Source organism: Psychrobacter sp., from assembly GCF_041554015.1.
GTDB lineage: Bacteria > Pseudomonadota > Gammaproteobacteria > Pseudomonadales > Moraxellaceae > Psychrobacter.
Genome location: NZ_JBFFMS010000014.1, coordinates 19,079 through 37,298, shown reverse-complemented (window position 1 = coordinate 37,298; position 18,220 = coordinate 19,079). Strand labels below are relative to the sequence as shown.

15 protein-coding genes are annotated in these 18,220 nt (G+C 43.7%); 4 read left to right on the top strand and 11 right to left on the bottom strand.

What is annotated here, in order from left to right; all coding sequences use genetic code 11:
• Positions 1-40 precede the first annotated feature (40 nt).
• The 4 genes from ABYU67_RS05715 to ABYU67_RS05700 form a co-directional block, all read right to left on the bottom strand.
• Positions 41-1,309: a ribonuclease D gene (locus ABYU67_RS05715; RefSeq protein ID WP_372844058.1), complete on the bottom strand. Its 1,269-nt coding sequence runs from the start codon at positions 1,307-1,309 to the stop codon at positions 41-43.
• A gap of 217 nt (positions 1,310-1,526) precedes the next feature.
• On the bottom strand, positions 1,527-2,120 hold the full coding sequence (gene recR, locus ABYU67_RS05710) for a recombination mediator RecR (RefSeq protein ID WP_372844042.1): 594 nt from the start codon (positions 2,118-2,120) through the stop codon (positions 1,527-1,529).
• Between the two features lie 111 nt (positions 2,121-2,231).
• On the bottom strand, positions 2,232-2,561 hold the full coding sequence (locus tag ABYU67_RS05705) for a YbaB/EbfC family nucleoid-associated protein (protein ID WP_325246078.1): 330 nt from the start codon (positions 2,559-2,561) through the stop codon (positions 2,232-2,234).
• Between the two features lie 92 nt (positions 2,562-2,653).
• Complete coding sequence (locus ABYU67_RS05700; RefSeq protein WP_372844057.1) at positions 2,654-3,895, bottom strand: O-succinylhomoserine sulfhydrylase; 1,242 nt, start codon at positions 3,893-3,895, stop codon at positions 2,654-2,656.
• 457 nt (positions 3,896-4,352) lie between these two features.
• Here ABYU67_RS05700 and ABYU67_RS05695 point away from each other — a divergent pair, with 457 nt between their 5' ends.
• From ABYU67_RS05695 to dusA, 3 genes are all read left to right on the top strand, one after another.
• Positions 4,353-6,053, top strand: a complete 1,701-nt coding sequence (locus ABYU67_RS05695; protein WP_372844041.1) for a phospholipase D family protein — start codon at positions 4,353-4,355, stop codon at positions 6,051-6,053.
• A 205-nt stretch (positions 6,054-6,258) separates the two neighbouring features.
• The gene (locus ABYU67_RS05690) at positions 6,259-7,560 is read left to right on the top strand and encodes an MFS transporter (RefSeq protein WP_372844040.1); all 1,302 of its coding nucleotides are present in this window, start codon (positions 6,259-6,261) and stop codon (positions 7,558-7,560) included.
• A 112-nt stretch (positions 7,561-7,672) separates the two neighbouring features.
• Entirely contained in the window at positions 7,673-8,644 is a 972-nt protein-coding gene (dusA, locus tag ABYU67_RS05685) for a tRNA dihydrouridine(20/20a) synthase DusA (protein WP_372844039.1), read from the top strand.
• 88 nt (positions 8,645-8,732) lie between these two features.
• Here the strand turns inward: dusA and ABYU67_RS05680 are convergent, their stop codons facing one another.
• The 4 genes from ABYU67_RS05680 to ABYU67_RS05665 all read right to left on the bottom strand — a co-directional run bounded on the left by ABYU67_RS05680 (position 8,733) and on the right by ABYU67_RS05665 (position 14,925).
• On the bottom strand, positions 8,733-9,518 hold the full coding sequence (locus ABYU67_RS05680) for a lysostaphin resistance A-like protein (RefSeq protein WP_372844056.1): 786 nt from the start codon (positions 9,516-9,518) through the stop codon (positions 8,733-8,735).
• Positions 9,519-9,660: 142 nt separating this feature from the next.
• Positions 9,661-10,551, bottom strand: coding sequence for an alpha/beta fold hydrolase (locus ABYU67_RS05675; protein WP_372844038.1), 891 nt, complete (start codon positions 10,549-10,551; stop codon positions 9,661-9,663).
• A 142-nt stretch (positions 10,552-10,693) separates the two neighbouring features.
• Positions 10,694-11,749: a signal peptide peptidase SppA gene (gene sppA / locus ABYU67_RS05670; RefSeq protein WP_372844037.1), complete on the bottom strand. Its 1,056-nt coding sequence runs from the start codon at positions 11,747-11,749 to the stop codon at positions 10,694-10,696.
• 209 nt (positions 11,750-11,958) lie between these two features.
• Positions 11,959-14,925, bottom strand: a complete 2,967-nt coding sequence (locus ABYU67_RS05665) for a ComEC/Rec2 family competence protein (protein ID WP_372844036.1) — start codon at positions 14,923-14,925, stop codon at positions 11,959-11,961.
• Between the two features lie 261 nt (positions 14,926-15,186).
• Between ABYU67_RS05665 and ABYU67_RS05660 the strand changes: the two genes are divergently transcribed.
• Positions 15,187-15,780 (top strand): DUF2062 domain-containing protein, encoded by a 594-nt coding sequence (locus ABYU67_RS05660; protein WP_372844035.1) that lies wholly within the window; start codon positions 15,187-15,189, stop codon positions 15,778-15,780.
• A gap of 22 nt (positions 15,781-15,802) precedes the next feature.
• Here ABYU67_RS05660 and ABYU67_RS05655 read toward each other — a convergent pair whose 3' ends face one another.
• Genes ABYU67_RS05655 through ABYU67_RS05645 form a run of 3 tightly spaced genes read right to left on the bottom strand, consistent with a single transcriptional unit; the run spans position 15,803 to position 18,130 of the window.
• Positions 15,803-16,114: a hypothetical protein gene (locus ABYU67_RS05655; protein ID WP_372844034.1), complete on the bottom strand. Its 312-nt coding sequence runs from the start codon at positions 16,112-16,114 to the stop codon at positions 15,803-15,805.
• Positions 16,115-16,169: 55 nt separating this feature from the next.
• The gene (gene lolD, locus ABYU67_RS05650; protein ID WP_372844033.1) at positions 16,170-16,850 is read right to left on the bottom strand and encodes a lipoprotein-releasing ABC transporter ATP-binding protein LolD; all 681 of its coding nucleotides are present in this window, start codon (positions 16,848-16,850) and stop codon (positions 16,170-16,172) included.
• Positions 16,851-16,894: 44 nt separating this feature from the next.
• A complete protein-coding gene (locus tag ABYU67_RS05645; RefSeq protein WP_372844032.1) occupies positions 16,895-18,130 on the bottom strand; it encodes a lipoprotein-releasing ABC transporter permease subunit in 1,236 nt (411 codons plus the stop codon).
• Between the last annotated feature and the right edge of the window lie 90 nt (positions 18,131-18,220).

Genomic DNA, 18,220 nt, shown 5'->3' with positions numbered 1-18,220 from the left:
CATTAAGCACTAAGCACTTATAAACGTTACTTTTTATCGCTTAGCGAACATTGATACCCATACCCTGCTGCAACTCGGTTTTATGTTTTTTGATAACAGGAATCAAGGTTTGAGTGATCCACTCATGGCGCCAACCTTTTAAACCTTCTGGCAGCTCGCTTAACGCTTTATCAAAGGCAATCACTTCATATAATTGCCCAAGCCACTTCTTACGCATCAAAACATTGTCAGGTACACCGATAGCGCGTGCCTGCTCATCTATCGCTTGCTGCACCGCTTTTGACAATACTTTATTTTTTGAGCGATACGGTGGTAATAGGCAGTCGGGATACTCAGCAGGGTGCAAGTTTTTGGCTTCCTTAATCACCTTGAGCAGCTCTTCGCCATACAGTCGCAGCATACTACGGTGCATGGTGGTCTTGTGCGCAAGCTCTCGCATACTACTTGGTTTTTCCGTGATAATCTCACGTACCGCTTGTTTTTTTATCACAAAGGTGCGGGGCTGATTGGTCGCCCGCGCCAGCTCCTCACGCCATGTTGCTACTGCCTTCAGTATCGCCATTTGCTCAGAGGTATAGCGGTAATCTGCCATGGTTAGATACATTTCCTCGTCTGCAACATGCTGCGCATCATATAAATCGCTGGCATAAAGCTGACAATCTTCCCAGACATATTCATAGAGACCTTGCTTTTTTAACTCGTATTCAAGACTTAAATAAAGCGCTGGCAAAAATCGCACGTCATCAATCGCATACTGCTCTTGCTCATCTGATAATGGGCGCTGCAACCAATCGGACTGGCTTTGTTCTTTATCAATATGCATGTCTAGCTGCTCATCAAGCGCCTGCTGATAGCCCATTTGCAATTGACCCGTTAAGTAAGATAACGCAATTTGCGTATCAAATATATTGGTCAGCGGTGGGCAGCCTGATAACAGATAAAAAATCCCTAAGTCTTCACCACAGGCATGCCAAATAGCGACATCAACTTTACGTAACGCTTGCCAAAAATCCTCTAACTGCAATTGCGGCGCATCTAATAGATAAATATGATTGCCCGTATTCAGCTGCACCAATGCCAAACGCGGATAATAAGTATCACGTTTGATAAACTCAGTATCTAACGCCACCCGACCGCATGTCGCCAAGGCATCGATAACTGCTTTTAGACCATCTTGCTCACGAACCCAGGTGACAGCAGCAGCATCCGCACTATCTAGTAATGCTTCGATATCTGGCTCTATTGGCAGATCTGTGGCAGCTATCTCGGTACTGTTCGGCTTTGATGATCGAGCGTCACTAGCCGGCATACTTTTTGAATGGTTTGAAGGATTTGATTGGATGGCAGTCGTTGAAGCGGTTTGAGCATGGTTGGACACGGGCAGATACCTGCATAAATAGGAGAAAATAAAACGCTAAATTACGTCTTAATAAAAGTAGATAAGAGAGCAATTATAACAATTCCATCAAATAAAATGGACAAGACTTGGTTTTTATAGAGAATTTATGAAATTGCTATAGGTACTACTACAAGAAAGAGCGATTCTGCATCGCTTGCCCAAGGGTCATACTGTCTAAGTACTCAAGCTCGCCGCCCATCGGTACGCCTTGCGCTAGACGTGTGACTTTCTTGACATGGCGACTGACCGCCTCACTGATAAAGTGGGCAGTGGTTTGCCCTTCAACTGTTGTACCGGTTGCCAATATCAGCTCCTCAACAGGCTCTTGCTTGACCCGCCAAACCAGCTGATCGATATTTAAATCATCGGCGCTAATACCGTCTATCGGCGACAAATGACCACCTAGCACAAAATAGCGCCCGCGATAGCCTGCGGTCTGCTCTATTGCCATCACGTCTGCTGCGGTTTCGACCACACACAGCAAGGCATCATCACGCCTTGGGTCTTGACATAAGGGACAAATCGCATCATCGCTAAAGCTGTGGCAACGCTGACATTCGACGATATCACGCATGGCCTCATCAAGCGCTTGGGCGAGCGCCATACCTTGTGGACGTTTTTTGGTAAGCAAATGCAACGCCATACGTTGGGCGCTTTTTTGACCAACACCTGGCAAGATACGCAACTGTTTGACCAGCTGATCAAATTTGGCTGTCAGCAAAATGATGTCCTTTATTTATAAATTCAAGCTATAAAAATGGGGTCGTATCGCGTCGATAACAACCCCATTTTATCTTTAATATGTCGACTTTAGCGTTTAAAAACCAACGACTTAGAACATACCTTGCATACCTGGTGGCAGACCCATACCTGAGGTCGCGCCAGCCATCGTTGACTCATATAGCTCATCTGCTTGACGTACCGCATCATTGATGGCGGCAGCGATAAGGTCTTCAATCATATCCGGCTCATCTTCTAATAAGCTTGGGTCAATGGTCAAGCGCTTGACCACATGACGACCGGTCATAGTTACTTTTACCAAACCGCTGCCCGCTTCTGCATGTACTTCTTTATTGGCAAGCTCTTTTTTGGCATTTTCGACATTTGCTTCGACTTTCTTTTGCATGGTTTGTGCTTGTTGCATCAATGCTTGAATATTCATAGTTGCCTCTTAGTTTTTAATAATAAAGGTTTTAATAATAGGGATTTTGATAAAAAGAAAATAAAATGCTAATAGCAATTATACCGTTATCTTTACAGACTGTCTAAACCACGCGCCAAATCTTTGATGATATCTTCTACATCTTCTAAACCGACCGACAAACGAATCAGACCGTCTTTGACGCCTGCTTCTGCCCGCTCTTGGGCGCTCAGACGAAAATGAGTGGTGGTTGCAGGATGGGTAATAGTGGTTTTGGCATCGCCCAAATTATTGGTGATAGAAACCATTTGGGTCGAGTCAATCACATGCCAAGCAGCAGCTTTTGCATCGAGCGTCTCTGATGGCTGCACCTCAAAACCCATGATCGCCCCAAAGCCGTCTGGCATATGATGCTGACGCTTGGTTAATTCATGCGATGGATGGTCGCTCAAGCCTGAAAAGTGTACAGTACTGACATTAGGATGATTGACCAAAAATTCAGCTACTTGATTGGCATTATTACAATGCGCTTGCATACGTAACTTAAGCGTTTCAAGCCCCTTGGTAAAGACCCAAGCATTAAACGGGCTCATGCTGATGCCGCCTGAACGTATGACGGTAAACGCCTCTTGCATCAGTTTATCGCTACCAACCAACGCGCCACCAAGTACACGACCTTGACCGTCTAAGTATTTGGTTGCAGAATGAATCACCACATCGGCACCCAAATCAAGCGGACGCTGCAAAGCTGGGGTAGCAAAGCAGTTGTCAACGACCAAGAGTATGTCATTGGCTTTACATAGCTGGCTTAAAAAGCCGATATCACAAATCTGTGCCAATGGATTGCTCGGGCTTTCGCAATAAATGACCTTGGTGTTTGGTTGCACAGCATTTGCCCATGCGTCATTATCAAAACAATCAACGTAACTGACCTCAACGCCAAACTTTGCCATGTAGTTATTAAACAAGCCGATCGATGAGCCAAAGAGCTGATTGGCAGCGAGCAAATGGTCGCCGGCTTTTAGGTACGCCAAGCACATGGTCAAAATCGCGCCCATACCGGAAGCGGTCGCCACTGCCCGCTCGCCGTTCTCAAGCGCGGCTAAACGGCGCTCAAAGGTACGTACGCTTGGATTGGTATGGCGTGAGTAGACATTGCCCGTCTTAGTACCATCGAAATGACCGGCGGCATCCGCTGCTGATTGATAAACATAGGAGCTGGTGGTAAAAATAGCTTCTGAATGCTCGCCCTCATCAGTACGATGCTGCCCTGCACGCACGGCAATGGTTTGCATACCATAATCAAGTTCTAAATCCAGCGCATCATCACACCAGTTTGCATCCAAGCCATTCATATTGTCTTTATTTTGCGATTGCGATTGACTCATAAATTTTCCATTGCCTTGATTGTTATTTACAGACCCATTTATTTTTGATTATAAACCTCATGCATTCGCGTTATCATATCATGATAAATTATTCCAAGCAGCAGCTTCAAAACAGCAGGGTTGGGCGCTAGCTGTATATGCTGTTGCCTAGCGCATAACCCTTACTAAAACAAAAAGCAAAACTGTGCTGCTGGTATCCCTGAAGAACGATAGCTAATACAGGCAAGATTTTGTAAAAGTAACGTATTTATAATAGGCACAGATGCCGACACCTGATAAGCTTAGCGGCGATTGAGACTTTGCCTTAGGTGATATTATCATATGCCTTATAATCAGTGTTATCATCTGCAAAACCACCAAAAAATCCTGACATATTTTTTGGTAACTTCTCCATTATATAAAGGCTCACCAAGGTAATTTATTTATGTCGATGTTCAGTATAGAACCTAGCAACTTATCGTTGAGCCTGACACTCGGTCTCACCTTAGGTCTTAGTGGATGCCAAAGCTTACCCAAACAGCCGCACTTGCCTGAAAGCCAAGCACTATCCGCACGGGTCGATGCTTTATACCAATCTGACAAAAGCGAACAAGCCGAAATAGAAAAAGACGCTCAAGAAGAGAGCGACCTTATAAGTACCACGACTGTCAGCACCGACACTGCTACCCCCAATACGGATAATCTTGATTTGGTGGCTGCTATCAGTCAACAGAGCGAGATTCACCCTGATTTATCGGGCTATCATCCAATCGTAACGGGTGCCAATGCTTTTGCCTCACGCAGTATATTGACAGGTATGGCGACGCGCAATATCGATGCCCAGTACTATATCTGGCACGATGACCAAGCCGGTCAGCTGATGCTCAAAGACTTGTGGGATGCAGCGGAGCGCGGCGTGATTGTACGTTTACTGCTCGATGATTTTAATAATAATGCTAAATTTGATCAGCATTTACTGCGTTTTGCCAGTCACCCTAATATCGCGGTGCGTATCATTAATCCACTTATGCATCGTAAATTTCAGACATTAAATTTTGTCACCGGCTTGCCGCGTATCAATAGACGCATGCACAATAAAAGCATGATTTTTGATAAGCAAATCACCATCATCGGTGGGCGTAATATCGGTGATGAGTACCTAAGCAATGATAAAAACAGTCAGTTTGCAGATTTGGATGTACTTCTGATTGGTAAAGTTGTGGCAGATATTGATAATAGTTTTGCCAGCTACTGGTCAGCACCCATATCATTTGACATCCAAACCTTAGCGACCCTTGATGAAGGAGAGACAACTGACTTTATACAAGGGCTCGATAAGTTACAAGCCGATGAGAAAAGTAGCAGCAGTGGCAGTTTATCAGTATATAAAGCAGCCATTGAAGACTCCTCTATCGATACGGATTTGATTAATAAACGCGTGCCGTTTCGCTGGACGGATATGCAATTCTTAAGTGATGACGTTGGCAAATTGACCAAAACCGTGCCAGCAGACACCAATTTGGTGCATCAGCTGCGTACTTTGCTTGGTAGTCCATCAAAGAAACTGACTATTATCTCTTCCTACTTTGTACCGACCAAAGACGGTGTTAATACGCTGATTGCATTAGCAGAGTCTGGTATCGACATAAAAATCCTCACCAACTCATTCGATGCAACCGATGTAACGGCGGTCCATTCTGGCTATAGCCAATGGCGTCCTAGCTTGCTTCGGGCAGGCGTTAAGATTTATGAGCTAAAATCAACTGCTTCTGAAGAAAAGCGTGAAAACAAACTCTGGAAAGCGCGTAGCCAATCTTCAACGAGTCTACATGCAAAAGCTTTTGCCGTTGATGACTATCAAGTCTTCATTGGCTCATATAATGTTGACCCTCGCTCAGCTAATATCAATACTGAGATGGGCGTGATTATCAATGATGATGAGCTTGCCACTCAGTTGCATGGTGCATTAAGCGATGACTTATTAAATCAGGCGTATGAAGTGAAGTTACTAGAAAACGGTGATTTACAATGGCACACCATGGAAAAAGATAAAAAAGTCATTTATGATTCAGAGCCGCGCGTTGATATCAGTGACCATGTTTGGCTGACCATTATGTCATGGTTACCTATTGATTGGCTGTTATAGTTGGCTCAGTATCAAAGGATTAGACGTTGCATGCCCTTTGCTCAATTTCAGCCCAATTTTGTTTCATACAACCTTATTTGACATACACGTCTTTATTTTGACGATAAATCATTAGCAATGATGATTTATCGTTTTTTATTATAGGCAGTTATTTAGATAGTGACTGCCTTAACGAATACCCTAATGTCTGGATGCGTGACCTAATATGCCTTCTCGTTCTCAATATGCACTGATGTCTTCTAAAGATAAAAATACGGTACTGTTCACTTGTTATAGCAGTGCAATAGCGTTTTTCGACTTTTTAATATACCTATATCTTGCAGATATGTTGGCAGCGACTCTATTTCCTGTTAGCTCAGACCCCAGTCTTATGAAGATACAGGGACTGTCATTATTTGCAATTGGTTATGTGGCACGCCCACTTGGCGGTGTTATCTTTGGACGTTATGGCGATATAAAAGGTCGTAAACCGCTGCTACTTATCAGTATCTTGGTTACGGCAGCAAGCTTGTTGGCGATGGGATTTTTGCCAACTTATGCACAATGGGGCTTGGCAGCGCCTGCATTGTTTATTTTCTTACGCATCATACATGGCATGGCTTATGGTCTTTATGTACCACTGTCTTGGGTGTTTGTTGCAGAGCATGTGCCGCGCCAATATCTGTCAGTAGGCTGTAGCTATGTGACTGCCAGTTTTTTTGTGGGCGTTTTATTCTCTAATGGCTTTTTTCTGTGGTTAAGCGGTACGTTGACCACTGAGCAATTGGCAGATTATGGCTGGCGTTTGCCCTTCTTTATCGCAGCTATCCTGACGCTCTTGCCGCTTCTTGGGTGGCGATGGATCGAGGAAACACCGTTTTTCACTCAGATGAAGAAATCAAAACCTAGTAATTATGTGGCTAAGCCTTTTACAACCCTATTTAAGCATTGCAAGCATGCCATCTTTATCGGTCTGGTTCTGACGTTAATTGTCTCAAGTATTACCACAGTTGTCGTTATTTTACTGCCTGACTTGATTGAATTACGCTTTACACTCGATACTGATTTGTTTGGGTTCTCGCACAGTCTTGGTATTGTTTTTATGATTTTTGGCTGTATTTTTTATGGCATTATCTCCAACCATGAAAACTTTGGTAAGATTTTGGCAATCGGCTCTATTATCTTAATCGCTCAAATGCTTGCCTTTTTCTATCACTTAGAATCAAGTGGCGACTATATCCTTATTATGTATGCGCTTTTAGGCTTTTGTGCTGGTGTTATCGGCATGATACCTGCCATCTTAATTCAGCTATTCCCCACCAATGTGCGACTCACCGGAATGGCTTTTTGCTACAATGTCACTTATGGTATCGTTGGGGTACTGGTGCCGTTTGGACTGGGCTATGCTACTTTATATGTCAGCTTCTCACCTGCACTCTATATTACTTTCATCGGTTTTATTGCCATCATCATGGGTATTTATTTTTATAATTTGCCTGAGTTCAAAAAGATCGATCAGGTTATTTAGCGATATCATACCCAAATATAATCCGTTTAAAATAAAGATGATATAAAAGCTGATACATAGACCATCAGCATATACATTTTCAAAATCTTTAAAAAATTAAGGCTTAACCATTATGGTTGATATGACCAACAAACGTCTTTCCGTTGCCCCTATGATCGATTGGACAACGACAGACTATCGTTATTTTGCTCGTCTATTTAATCCGCATGTTTATCTATATACCGAGATGATTAGTACAGGCGCGCTGATACATGGCAATCGCGCGCGGCACTTGCGCTTTGATGCCCTTGAGCATCCGCTGGTACTACAACTTGGCGGCGCAGATATCACTGAGATGACGCAGTGTGCAGAATTTGCCCAGCAACATGGCTACGATGAGGTCAATATTAATGTAGGCTGCCCCTCTGACCGTGTACAACACAATAAAATCGGTGCCTGCCTGATGGCAGAGCCCGATACCGTTGCCGACTTGGTCAAGCATATGCAAGCGGCAGTCGATATCCCAGTCACGGTCAAGCATCGTATTGGTATTGACGACTTTGACAGTTATGAGTTTATGGCAGATTTTGTACAAAAAGTGGCAGCTGGTGGTTGTACACGCTTTATCGTCCATGCGCGTACAGCATGGCTACAGGGCTTGAGCCCAAAGCAAAACCGTGAGATACCGCCACTGCGCTACGATGACGTGTATCGTTTAAAGCAAGATTTCCCAACGCTTGATATCGAGATGAATGGCGGGATTGAGAGTATTGCTGACATTGAGTCACACCTTGAGCATATCGACGGCGTCATGATTGGACGCGCCTTTTATCATAATCCGTACTTGCTTGCTGAAGCCAATAGCTTATGGGGCGACCCTATTCCTAAGCGTTCAGAGATACTGGCGCAGCTATATCCTTATTTAGAAGAGCAGATTGCCAAAGGTGAAGCATTGCCAACGATGACTCGGCATTATTTGGGGTTATTTCAAGGATTAATGGGCGCACGAAAGTGGCGTCAAGCTTTAAGCGGTAAGCCTCATTTAACTATCGATGATATCAAGCAGGCAGCGACTGAGGTATTAACCCTTAATCCTGACGCCTAATATCTGAGGTCTTAACCCTAAGAAAATCAGCTATTCAATAACAGTGAGTACGGCGTCAGTATTCATTATCAAATATTCACTGTTATTTTTATGCTACTTGCGACATATACTGCCACATAGCCGCGCCGTTATTTATAATATGTAATAGCATGGGCAATATCAGCGAACCTGACTTGATACGCGCATAGCAAAATAATAACGCCAGTACCACGATGGTACTGATCTCATACATGCCATATTGCAAATGAATAACCGCAAATATAGCACTGGTCACCAGACTTGCTACGATTGCTCCGCGATGCCCTACATCAGATGTCGAGGTAAACTGCTCTGCAATCGCTGACCACAACAATCCGCGAAATATCAGCTCCTCATAAATGGGTGCGACGATAACCATTGCCAAAACAAGTAGCCATACTGAGCTGACAGACTGATATAAAGGGTCAACAAAGTCTAGTGGTGTCTTATCAAGCGCATACGTCAATGCCTGACTGCCAATCATAAATATCAGTAGCAGCCCTATCATGGCCATACCGACTGCCAACGAAAACGGTCTTAGTGCCAAATACTGCGTTAAATTGCCGCCTCTTAAACGAACAATCAAAGCGCTAATAGCTATTAAAAGCATACAGCCTATCATGATAGAAATACTGACAACCGTTCCATCATTGCTACCAAAAAAGAAAATATTGCTTACGGTTGCGCTTTTTACAGTCGGTAATACCAGCTTGCCAGCGATATAAATACTGATTAACTGACTGATAAAGAAAAAGACCACCATGCCGATGATAAGTAGCAAAGCCCCTAAGCGTGTGAATAAAGGCTGAGGAGATAGGGTCACTATATTGTTTTTAATGGCGCTCTTATTTAACATTGGCATGATAGATTTACTCAAAACGGTACGGAGGCATTGCTGAGATATTACTAAAATATCACTAAGGCATTACAGATGCACTGCCTCAAAACCGCTCATAGAGACAGTCAATTAAATATAAAAAATAACTTAAAAACAAAGATTATTTGGCAGGTAACTGTTTTTCAATCAATGCTAATACCTGCTGTGACACAGACTCTGGATGCTCAAGTGGAAACATATGACCGCCTGCATGAGTAATATAAGGTATACGTAAGCGCGACTTTATTTGTTGCGGGAATCGACGTTTTAAAAAAATACTGTCTTCACCGATAATCAAGGTGACTGGCACTTTAGGCGCTTTATTTGGGGTCAACCAATACCAAGAAGGGTTGGTGCGAAATACCGCAACCTCACTGGCTTTTGGAATCGCCAAGGTAACTTTACCATCGGCACGTGTATGCAAGCCATGCTCAATGTAGCCCTGAAAACTGCGCTCAGTAAAATTCTTAAAAAATCCTTTATGACGCAGCTTATCATACGCATCTTCTCGGCTATCCCATACATCACGGCGATGCTTAGATACCCCAGATGGCGATAGCTTATCCATCAACCGATTATTCATCAGTGGCAATCGGTCCGCTGTCTTAGCCAGATGCCACAGTAAACTAACCTTGCCATAAATCCATGGCGGATCCATCAAAACCGCTTGCGAGAAGTACTGCGGCGCGCGGTATATTGCTTGCATCGTACACATAGCCCCAAGCGAGTGCCCAACGGCGATAACTTGCTTAATCCCGTGCTTCTCGCAGGTATTTTTGACACTATCTATAATCTGCTGCGTAAGGCTGCGCCAATGATTATCTACCGGATAATTAGGCGTATCACCCAACATCGAGATATATTCAATGGTAAAAAATGGCGCCAATTTTTCAAAAAATGGCTCATAGACAGGACTTGGCATGCCGTTAGCATGCGCAAAATGGATGACTGGCTTTTGGGTTATTTTCGATTTAGGTAAGGATGCAAAAGACTGTAAATTGACTTCACTCATACTACATTCTCATTAGTTGTTATAATGGTTTGTACGGTATTTAGGGTTTCAAATTCTAGGTGGCAACACATAAATAAGGCTGAGCATAATCCTACGCTCAGCCCTAACAATCATACAGGGTAACGCTAAAAATTAAAGTCCATTAACGCATCTGCGCATTGCCTTCTTCTTGTGGCAAGAGATCAAGATTGATACTTGAACCTACCCCTGCACCCAATTTGACGGCGAAGCGATCCATAAATAACTGGAACGGATCACTTGGCGTATAATTGACCACGTTATTTAATTTAAGCTCTTTCTCTAGGCTTGAGATACTGCCTTTTTTGTCCGCCAAGCCAAGTTCAATAGATTGCTCGCCTGTCCAAAACAGTCCCGAAAACAGCTTGTTTTGCTCAGGATTTTTTAGACGCTCGCCGCGACCTGCTTTTACAGCGTTAATAAAGTGCTTATGAGTATTGTCTAATACCTTTTCGACATGCTGCTCTTCATAATCCGTTAAGGGACGCGACAAACTCAAAATATCTTTGTACTCACCTGCTGTAATAGTACGATCTTCTACGCCGACTTTATCCATCAAGCCTTTTACGTTATAGCTTGGCATAATGACACCAATTGAACCGACTAAGCTTGATGGGTTGACATAAATCTCATCAGCCGCTGATGCAATATAATATGCGCCAGAAGCACCCATATCGCCAATCACCGCATAAAGCTTTTTATCTGGATATTGTTTACGTAGATCCATCATGGTTTGCCAGATTTCATCTGACTGTACAGGCGAGCCGCCCGGTGAGTTGATATCAAGCGCCACTGCCTTTGAGTTACTGTTTTTAAAGGCGCGTGTGAGCGCATCGTTGACATCATAAGCGTTGGCAACATCACCACTGCTAATAGTACCTTGAAGCTCAACCACTGCCAAATGCGGCTTACTGGTATCGATACCATCAAGCGCAGTGGGCGCTTCAGTACTACAGCTACGACCAATCGTCAAAAATATCAATAAAATATAACCAAAGGTCAAGAGTTTAAAGAAAATACTCCAACGACGGGCACGGCGTTGCTCGATCACGCTGGCCAATAAAGTATTTTCGATCAATCGCCATTCTTGCCCGCTCGGCTGGTTTGAATGCTGCGTCGGTGCTGGCTGATTTGCCGAATTATCAGGACGTTTGTTAGGGTCTGGCGGCCAGTTGGGCATATAACTTCCTAAGTCAGAAACAATGTAAAACGATAAAAGACAGCGTATATAAATTTACGACAGAAAAATTCGATATTTTGCTGTTTGAGTCTTCTATATGAATAGGGTGTTAAGTATGGTGCCATTTCACTTATGGTTCAATAGTGTCTCTGTGAAATACGTATATTTTGTAAAGGTGATATCACCAATAAGACATCAAGGCTAAATTATCAATAGGCCGTTTTGATAAGCGTATCAGAAGATAATGTCACTTCTAACGGTTTATCATCGTAAGTGATTACCTCATTTATTTGTTGCTGACTGATTGCTTCATTTGAGATATGCGATGCGCTATGACCAAGCCATGTGCTATGTTTCATGGCGATATTGCGATTGGCTGTGTCAGCTGAGCACAGCAGTGACCACATTTGCCAAACACGCTCATGGGTGTCTACATTCAAAATCAGGCGTGACTGCAAGGTATTTGCTGGCGTAGGTCGTGATTGGCTTTTTGTCATGAGTGCTTGTGAATGAGCAAAGGATGACTTGAGGGGATCGTTTGCTTGATACTTGAGCACTTGTATAGGCGTGCTGCTATCAATAGTCATTGTACAATCCCAAACACTGGCATCCTCTATCTTGCTCCAGCCTGTGATTGCTTGCAAGGTTAAGTGACCATTTGGTAGCTGCCAAATTTTACCAGATTCACAGCGTTGGGCACCGATAGTTGCCATCTTTTTCGAGTCCGTAGTGACTCTATAAGCCTGCTGCCGCCCAGACCAGCGCTCACTACGCCCTGCTTGCCAGTATTGGCTTACAGGCAATCTTTGACTTAACTGAGCGACTACCATGGGCAACAGCTCTGAATCATTAGGATTCAATGCACGGCTATTTTTATCATAGATATGGGTATCAGTCACACCTTTACTACTGCTTTGGACAATGATGCCCTCTAGTTTATCGACAGATAAGCTGCCCAATTGCTGCGCTAATATGGCAGAGAATTTATCTGCCGTTAGATTGCTAGGTCTAGTTTTATTTTTAGGGCTACTTGGTCTATGATCTGCCAAAAACAGCCAGCTGCTATTTTCGCTATTGATAATAGGATATTGTAATAAAGCTGCACTTATATAGTGATCACCCGTTGGCAAAATATATAAAGTGGCTGTCGTGGTCAGTAATTGCTGATTGGCATATACCGTCATGAGCAAAAGACTGAGCGGTGGTAATACCAACCAACGACTGATCAGGCCGCGAGGTAGTAACCAAGGCAATATACTCATTAATGCCATGAGTAAAATAGCGGCATTAACGGGCGTATAAAGCCACGCATCTGCTAGCGCAGGCATTGATGTCAGCCATGCTATAAGCTCATGCAAATGACTGACGATTGCCGTGACTACTGTCCATATCATATCAGCGACAGACGGCAATATAAGATAGCAAAGCCCAGCCAATAAATTCAGCGGTACAATAATCCAGCCAAATAAGCCAATGGCAAAAAGATTGACGATTAGCCCCCATAGGGACGCTTTGCCAAAGAGCAACAAAGTCACAGGTAATAAAGCAAGAAACAGCCAACACTGCAGCTTAAATAGGCGCTTAGTATGTAGGTATAGACGTCTGACTAATTTGTCATAGGAAGTCGAGGGTTGGTTTGAGATTAGTGGCTGCTTTTGTGAGGTATCTTCATGTTTAAGTAATAACGCCACAGCAATAAACGACAACCAATAACCTGCTTGCCACAATACATACGGGTCATGCCACGCCATCAGTATTGCCAAAGCAAATAACACGCGCATGGTACTGATGGGTAATAAAGTGAGCCTTGCCAGACCGACTGCCAGTAGCATCCATGCGGTACGTGCCGCAGGTACATCAAACCCCGTAAATAACGCATAAATAAATGCCGCACTCATCATCACCCACCAGCGTACGTGCCAGCGCGGAATATAGCGATATAGGGCGGGATACAGACGATTGATGAATAGTATAACGATACCCGCCAGCACAATCGCTAAAAACAAAACATGCGTGCCAGATATCGCTAGTAAGTGTGAAATACCAGCCAGCTGATACAGATCTTTGGTCTCACGATTGATTAAGCTGCGATCACCAGTTAGCAAACTTAACGTGACCGCTTTTGCTTGTTGCTCTGCAGCAGACTTCGTAGCCCAATCTTGATAAAAGTGCTGACGTAACTGCCAGCGCCCTTGGTCAATAATAGTACGCAACCGTGTTACATAAGCATCAGAGAATGATGAATGTGGCTGTGAATATGACTGTAACTGTGGGTGACTTGATGGCACAACTAGGCTACTGGTAGCCAATATAGTGGCAACGCCATCAATATGCCGACCACGTAGCCAGCGATAGCTATCAAACCCTGATGGGTTACTTGATACTTGCTCAGACGTAGCAAGGGGCGCAAGCGTCAAAGTCATCCATAGCCTATCACCCGATCGCAAATGGTTTAAATCAGTAATCTGACTGTGTTTTTCTGCTTTTTTCTGCAAGTTAGGCTTGGATGAGGGGTTAGCGGGCTGTTTGGGGTAAGCATTGAGTAGTACACGATACACTTTATCTTGAGCAGCATTTTCAGTGAGTGAATTTTGATATGAAAACACTGGATACGAAGATTGGTATTTAATCTCGTTATTGCTTAGGCTATTATTTATCCTTCTTCTATATTCTGCTGTTACTTTATCCAAGTCTTGTGCTGTCAGCTCAGAAACCAGTGGCGATATTTGACTGATGGTCGCAACTTGCCGATAGCCAGTATCAGTCGTAGCATCATAGACACTATCACTGATTCCCTCTATATGCACCAAAGCCTGTACCCGCATAGGCTCAGTGATTTTTTGAATATCTGCCTGTTGGTGACTGACCAGCGCCCTGAGACCACCGCTGATAAGCAGAGCTATTCCCAGTATCGTGATAGATATAACATAGAGGAAACGAGAAGCAAACGTAGCATGATAAGAAGTATTTTTTACAGAATTGACAGGATTGGCTGATGGGGTAGCCAACTGGCTAAGCAAAATTAAGATAAAGGCAAAAAGTAAAAATAAGATAGTCAGAACAGGCGTGCTGACGCTATCCATCAATAGCGGCATTGTTGGCATGGGCGTACTATCAGCAATGGCCAAAACGCCCATCATAGCAAGGATAATAAAGCTACCTATTAACCAATACACCAGCGCTCCTTGCTTGATCGCTAAAATGATCAATGGCAGTGAATAAAAACGTTCCAAGTGCTTGCTATATGACCTTGGCACTACATACTGCCATATCAAGCCATGGTATTTACTCGGATATTATCCTATACTAATTACAAACACTAGGATGATGATTGTCTAACGTTCGTTTTACGTTTTTCTGATAGAATTCTTCTCTATATTTTCATCAACAACATGCCTGCTTATCAGCTATTATTATGATCGAGCTGGTAACAGACAATGAGTAAAGGCAATTCTGTGCCAAAAAAACGTTTAAAAGACCTACTACCCACCTCCGAAAAACTATTAGAAAATCGCACCTTAAAACTGTTTGGGCCACAACTTGCTGACCCACGTTTATGGCATTTTAATCGCCATAGCTTAAATAAAGCCGTTTATATTGGCGTGCTGAGTGCCTTTTTCCCATTGCCAGGTCAGATGTTACTGGCACTCATTGGTGCGCTTATTTTTCGCGCTAATGTCCCGATGGCGCTTGGTCTGACATGGATTACCAATCCGCTCACTACCCTACCGGTATTTTATGCAGGTTATTATATCGGCGCGAAAATCCTTGATGTGCCCATGATTAGTCTGCGTACGATTGGCAGAATGATCTCTGACTTGAGCTTATGGATTATCTCTGATGGTGCCAACCCCTTTATTACTTTTAAAGGTACGGTTTCGTTGACCGCATTCTGTCTAGGTCTGACTATCTTGGCCATCATCACAAGCATCGTCTGCGGCTTAGCCTTTAAAGCCATTTGGCGCTATAAGACGGTGACCAGCTGGCAAAAAAGGCAGCTTGGTTCTTTAGATGAGCCGCCCGAATCTTAACCCTCTCTCTTAACTAACTCTCTCAATCATCGTCTTTATTTTCTTCAATCGCATTAAGGATGTTGTCAGTCAGCTTATTATCCATCACAAAAACTTCAACCACCTCTTCGTTTTTGAGCAATACATAACGCTTACCTGTCGCACTGTCTTGAACCTTTAAATCAAAATCAGCGCCTGCCAAAGTAATACGATCGAAAACGGGCGTCAGTAAATCTATTTGCCCCTGTTTATCGAGCGTATCAAATAACGCGGTATCCATATAAGATTTTAATGGCTCATCGCCTTCTTCAATGCTGCCAAAAGCAGCAATCGGATCATCATCTTTATCTATCATCTTTATCCTCATTCGCTCAATGGGCTGCTATTTTGCAGCCTGATCCTATTACCTTTTAATACTCTTCCCAATGACCATTACGTAGTAACAACTGACGATCAGCAAGCGCCGCTAGGCTGCGATCATGGGTGACCATCAATAATGCCGTTTGCATGGTGCTTTGTAGCTCAGATAATAATCCAAAAACGCTTTGAGCATTGTCATAATCTAAGTTACCTGTTGGCTCATCCGCTAAGATAAGCGACGGCTTAGTAACCAGCGCACGCGCAATCGCCACACGCTGACGCTCACCGCCTGATAACTCACCAGGTCTATGCGCCAAACGGTGTTCAAGACCAACACTGTTTAAAATATCAATGGCTTGTTGACGCGCATCCGCTGTCGATACTTCTGTACGCATCAATAATGGCATAGCAACGTTTTCAATAGCTGTAAATTCAGCTAACAGATGATGGAACTGATAAATAAATCCTAAATACTTATTACGCATCGCCCCGCGCTCAGTCTCATTCATGGTATTTAACAGCTGCCCATGTAGCCAGACTTCACCGCTGGTTGGCGTATCAAGACCCCCAAGCAAATGCAGCAAGGTACTTTTCCCTGAGCCACTCGTGCCGACAATCGCAATGCGCTCACCAGCATTGACCGTCAAATCCAAACCGGTCAAGACTTGGGTGCTCACCGCACCCTCATCATATATCTTATTAATATTGGTCGCTTTTAAGATAGCAGACATAATGCTTCCTTTATTTTATTTATAACGGCATTAACGCCTGTCAATTACTCGTAACGTAACGTCTGTGCAGGCTGAATTTTAGCTGCGCGGCGCGCTGGATAAATGGTTGCCAAAAAGCTCAATATAAATGATGCACTGGTAATCAGTACCACATCCGCCAAACGCAGCTGCGATGGCAAATAGTTTACAAAGTAAGCATCAAATAGATTTAGACCAAAGCTTTGATTGATAAAACTCAAAATATCACTGACCGTCAATGCAAAGATCACGCCCAATATCGTACCTGCAATCGTACCAATAAAGCCGATAACCACACCTTGCACCATAAAGATCTGAGTAATCAGACGCGGTGAAGCACCAAAGGTTTTTAGGATAGCGATGTCTGCTTTTTTGTCCGTCACGAGCATCACTAAACTTGAAACAATATTAAAAGCTGCCACAAGGATGATTAAGAACAGTAGCAAGCCAACCATGGCTTTTTCCATTTGGATAGCACCAAACAGATTGCCGTGCGTCTGCGTCCAATCACTAGGATATAATTGCTCTGGCGCTATCGCCGCCGCTTTTTGTGCCGCCATAGGCGCTGTAAAGATATCATGAAGCTTCATACGGATACCTTGCGCGCCCTCTGGTAAACGCAGCAATTTTGCCGCATCGCCCATGGGAATAAATGCCATCAGACTGTCAACTTCTGGACTGATGGAAAATATACCCGTCAAGGTAAAGCGCTTAAAGCGTGGTATCACGCCTGCCGGCGATGGCGACGCCTCTGGCAGCACGAGAGTGACTTTATCACCCAATTGCAGACCTAGTGATTGCACCATACCTTCACCAAGCACAATACCGAACTCGCCATTTTTTAGCGTATCAATATCCCCTTCCACCATATGCTCATTGATGATAGAAACGTTTTTCTCGTACTCAGGATCCACGCCAGTCACCATGATGCCAGCTACCTGACCGTTCGACGTCAGCATACCTTGCAGCTGGATAAACGGCGCAACCGCTGTAACCTCGGGGTCTTCTTTAATCTTATCAGCGACTTGTTTCCAATCGCCAATAATCTCGGTTGAGGTAACCGTCGCTTGCGGCACCATACCCAAAATACGAGTTTTAAGCTCACGATCAAAGCCGTTCATGACCGACAGCACGGTAATTAATACTGCCACGCCAAGCGTGAGACCTATCATTGAGATCAGTGATATAAAGGAGATAAAACCATTACTACGTTCTGCTCGGGTGTACCGTAAGCCGATAAATAACGCTAAAGGACGAAACATATTCAAACTCTTTATCTTATCTACGTGCGACTTTATGTAGGTTACAAAACAAATAGCGGCAACTGCATCACACTTTTGCAGCTGCCACAA

What these genes read in the sequence shown, in the direction of transcription:
- ABYU67_RS05715 (WP_372844058.1), bottom strand. Translation starts at nt 1,309, where the DNA reads ATGCCGGCTAGTGACGCTCGATCATCAAAGCCGAACAGTACCGAGATA.
- ABYU67_RS05705 (WP_325246078.1), bottom strand. Translation starts at nt 2,561, where the DNA reads ATGAATATTCAAGCATTGATGCAACAAGCACAAACCATGCAAAAGAAA.
- ABYU67_RS05700 (WP_372844057.1), bottom strand. Translation starts at nt 3,895, where the DNA reads ATGAATGGCTTGGATGCAAACTGGTGTGATGATGCGCTGGATTTAGAA.
- ABYU67_RS05695 (WP_372844041.1), top strand. Translation starts at nt 4,353, where the DNA reads ATGTCGATGTTCAGTATAGAACCTAGCAACTTATCGTTGAGCCTGACA.
- ABYU67_RS05690 (WP_372844040.1), top strand. Translation starts at nt 6,259, where the DNA reads ATGCCTTCTCGTTCTCAATATGCACTGATGTCTTCTAAAGATAAAAAT.
- dusA (WP_372844039.1), top strand. Translation starts at nt 7,673, where the DNA reads ATGGTTGATATGACCAACAAACGTCTTTCCGTTGCCCCTATGATCGAT.
- ABYU67_RS05680 (WP_372844056.1), bottom strand. Translation starts at nt 9,518, where the DNA reads ATGTTAAATAAGAGCGCCATTAAAAACAATATAGTGACCCTATCTCCT.
- ABYU67_RS05675 (WP_372844038.1), bottom strand. Translation starts at nt 10,551, where the DNA reads ATGAGTGAAGTCAATTTACAGTCTTTTGCATCCTTACCTAAATCGAAA.
- sppA (WP_372844037.1), bottom strand. Translation starts at nt 11,749, where the DNA reads ATGCCCAACTGGCCGCCAGACCCTAACAAACGTCCTGATAATTCGGCA.
- ABYU67_RS05660 (WP_372844035.1), top strand. Translation starts at nt 15,187, where the DNA reads ATGAGTAAAGGCAATTCTGTGCCAAAAAAACGTTTAAAAGACCTACTA.
- ABYU67_RS05655 (WP_372844034.1), bottom strand. Translation starts at nt 16,114, where the DNA reads ATGATAGATAAAGATGATGATCCGATTGCTGCTTTTGGCAGCATTGAA.
- lolD (WP_372844033.1), bottom strand. Translation starts at nt 16,850, where the DNA reads ATGTCTGCTATCTTAAAAGCGACCAATATTAATAAGATATATGATGAG.
- ABYU67_RS05645 (WP_372844032.1), bottom strand. Translation starts at nt 18,130, where the DNA reads ATGTTTCGTCCTTTAGCGTTATTTATCGGCTTACGGTACACCCGAGCA.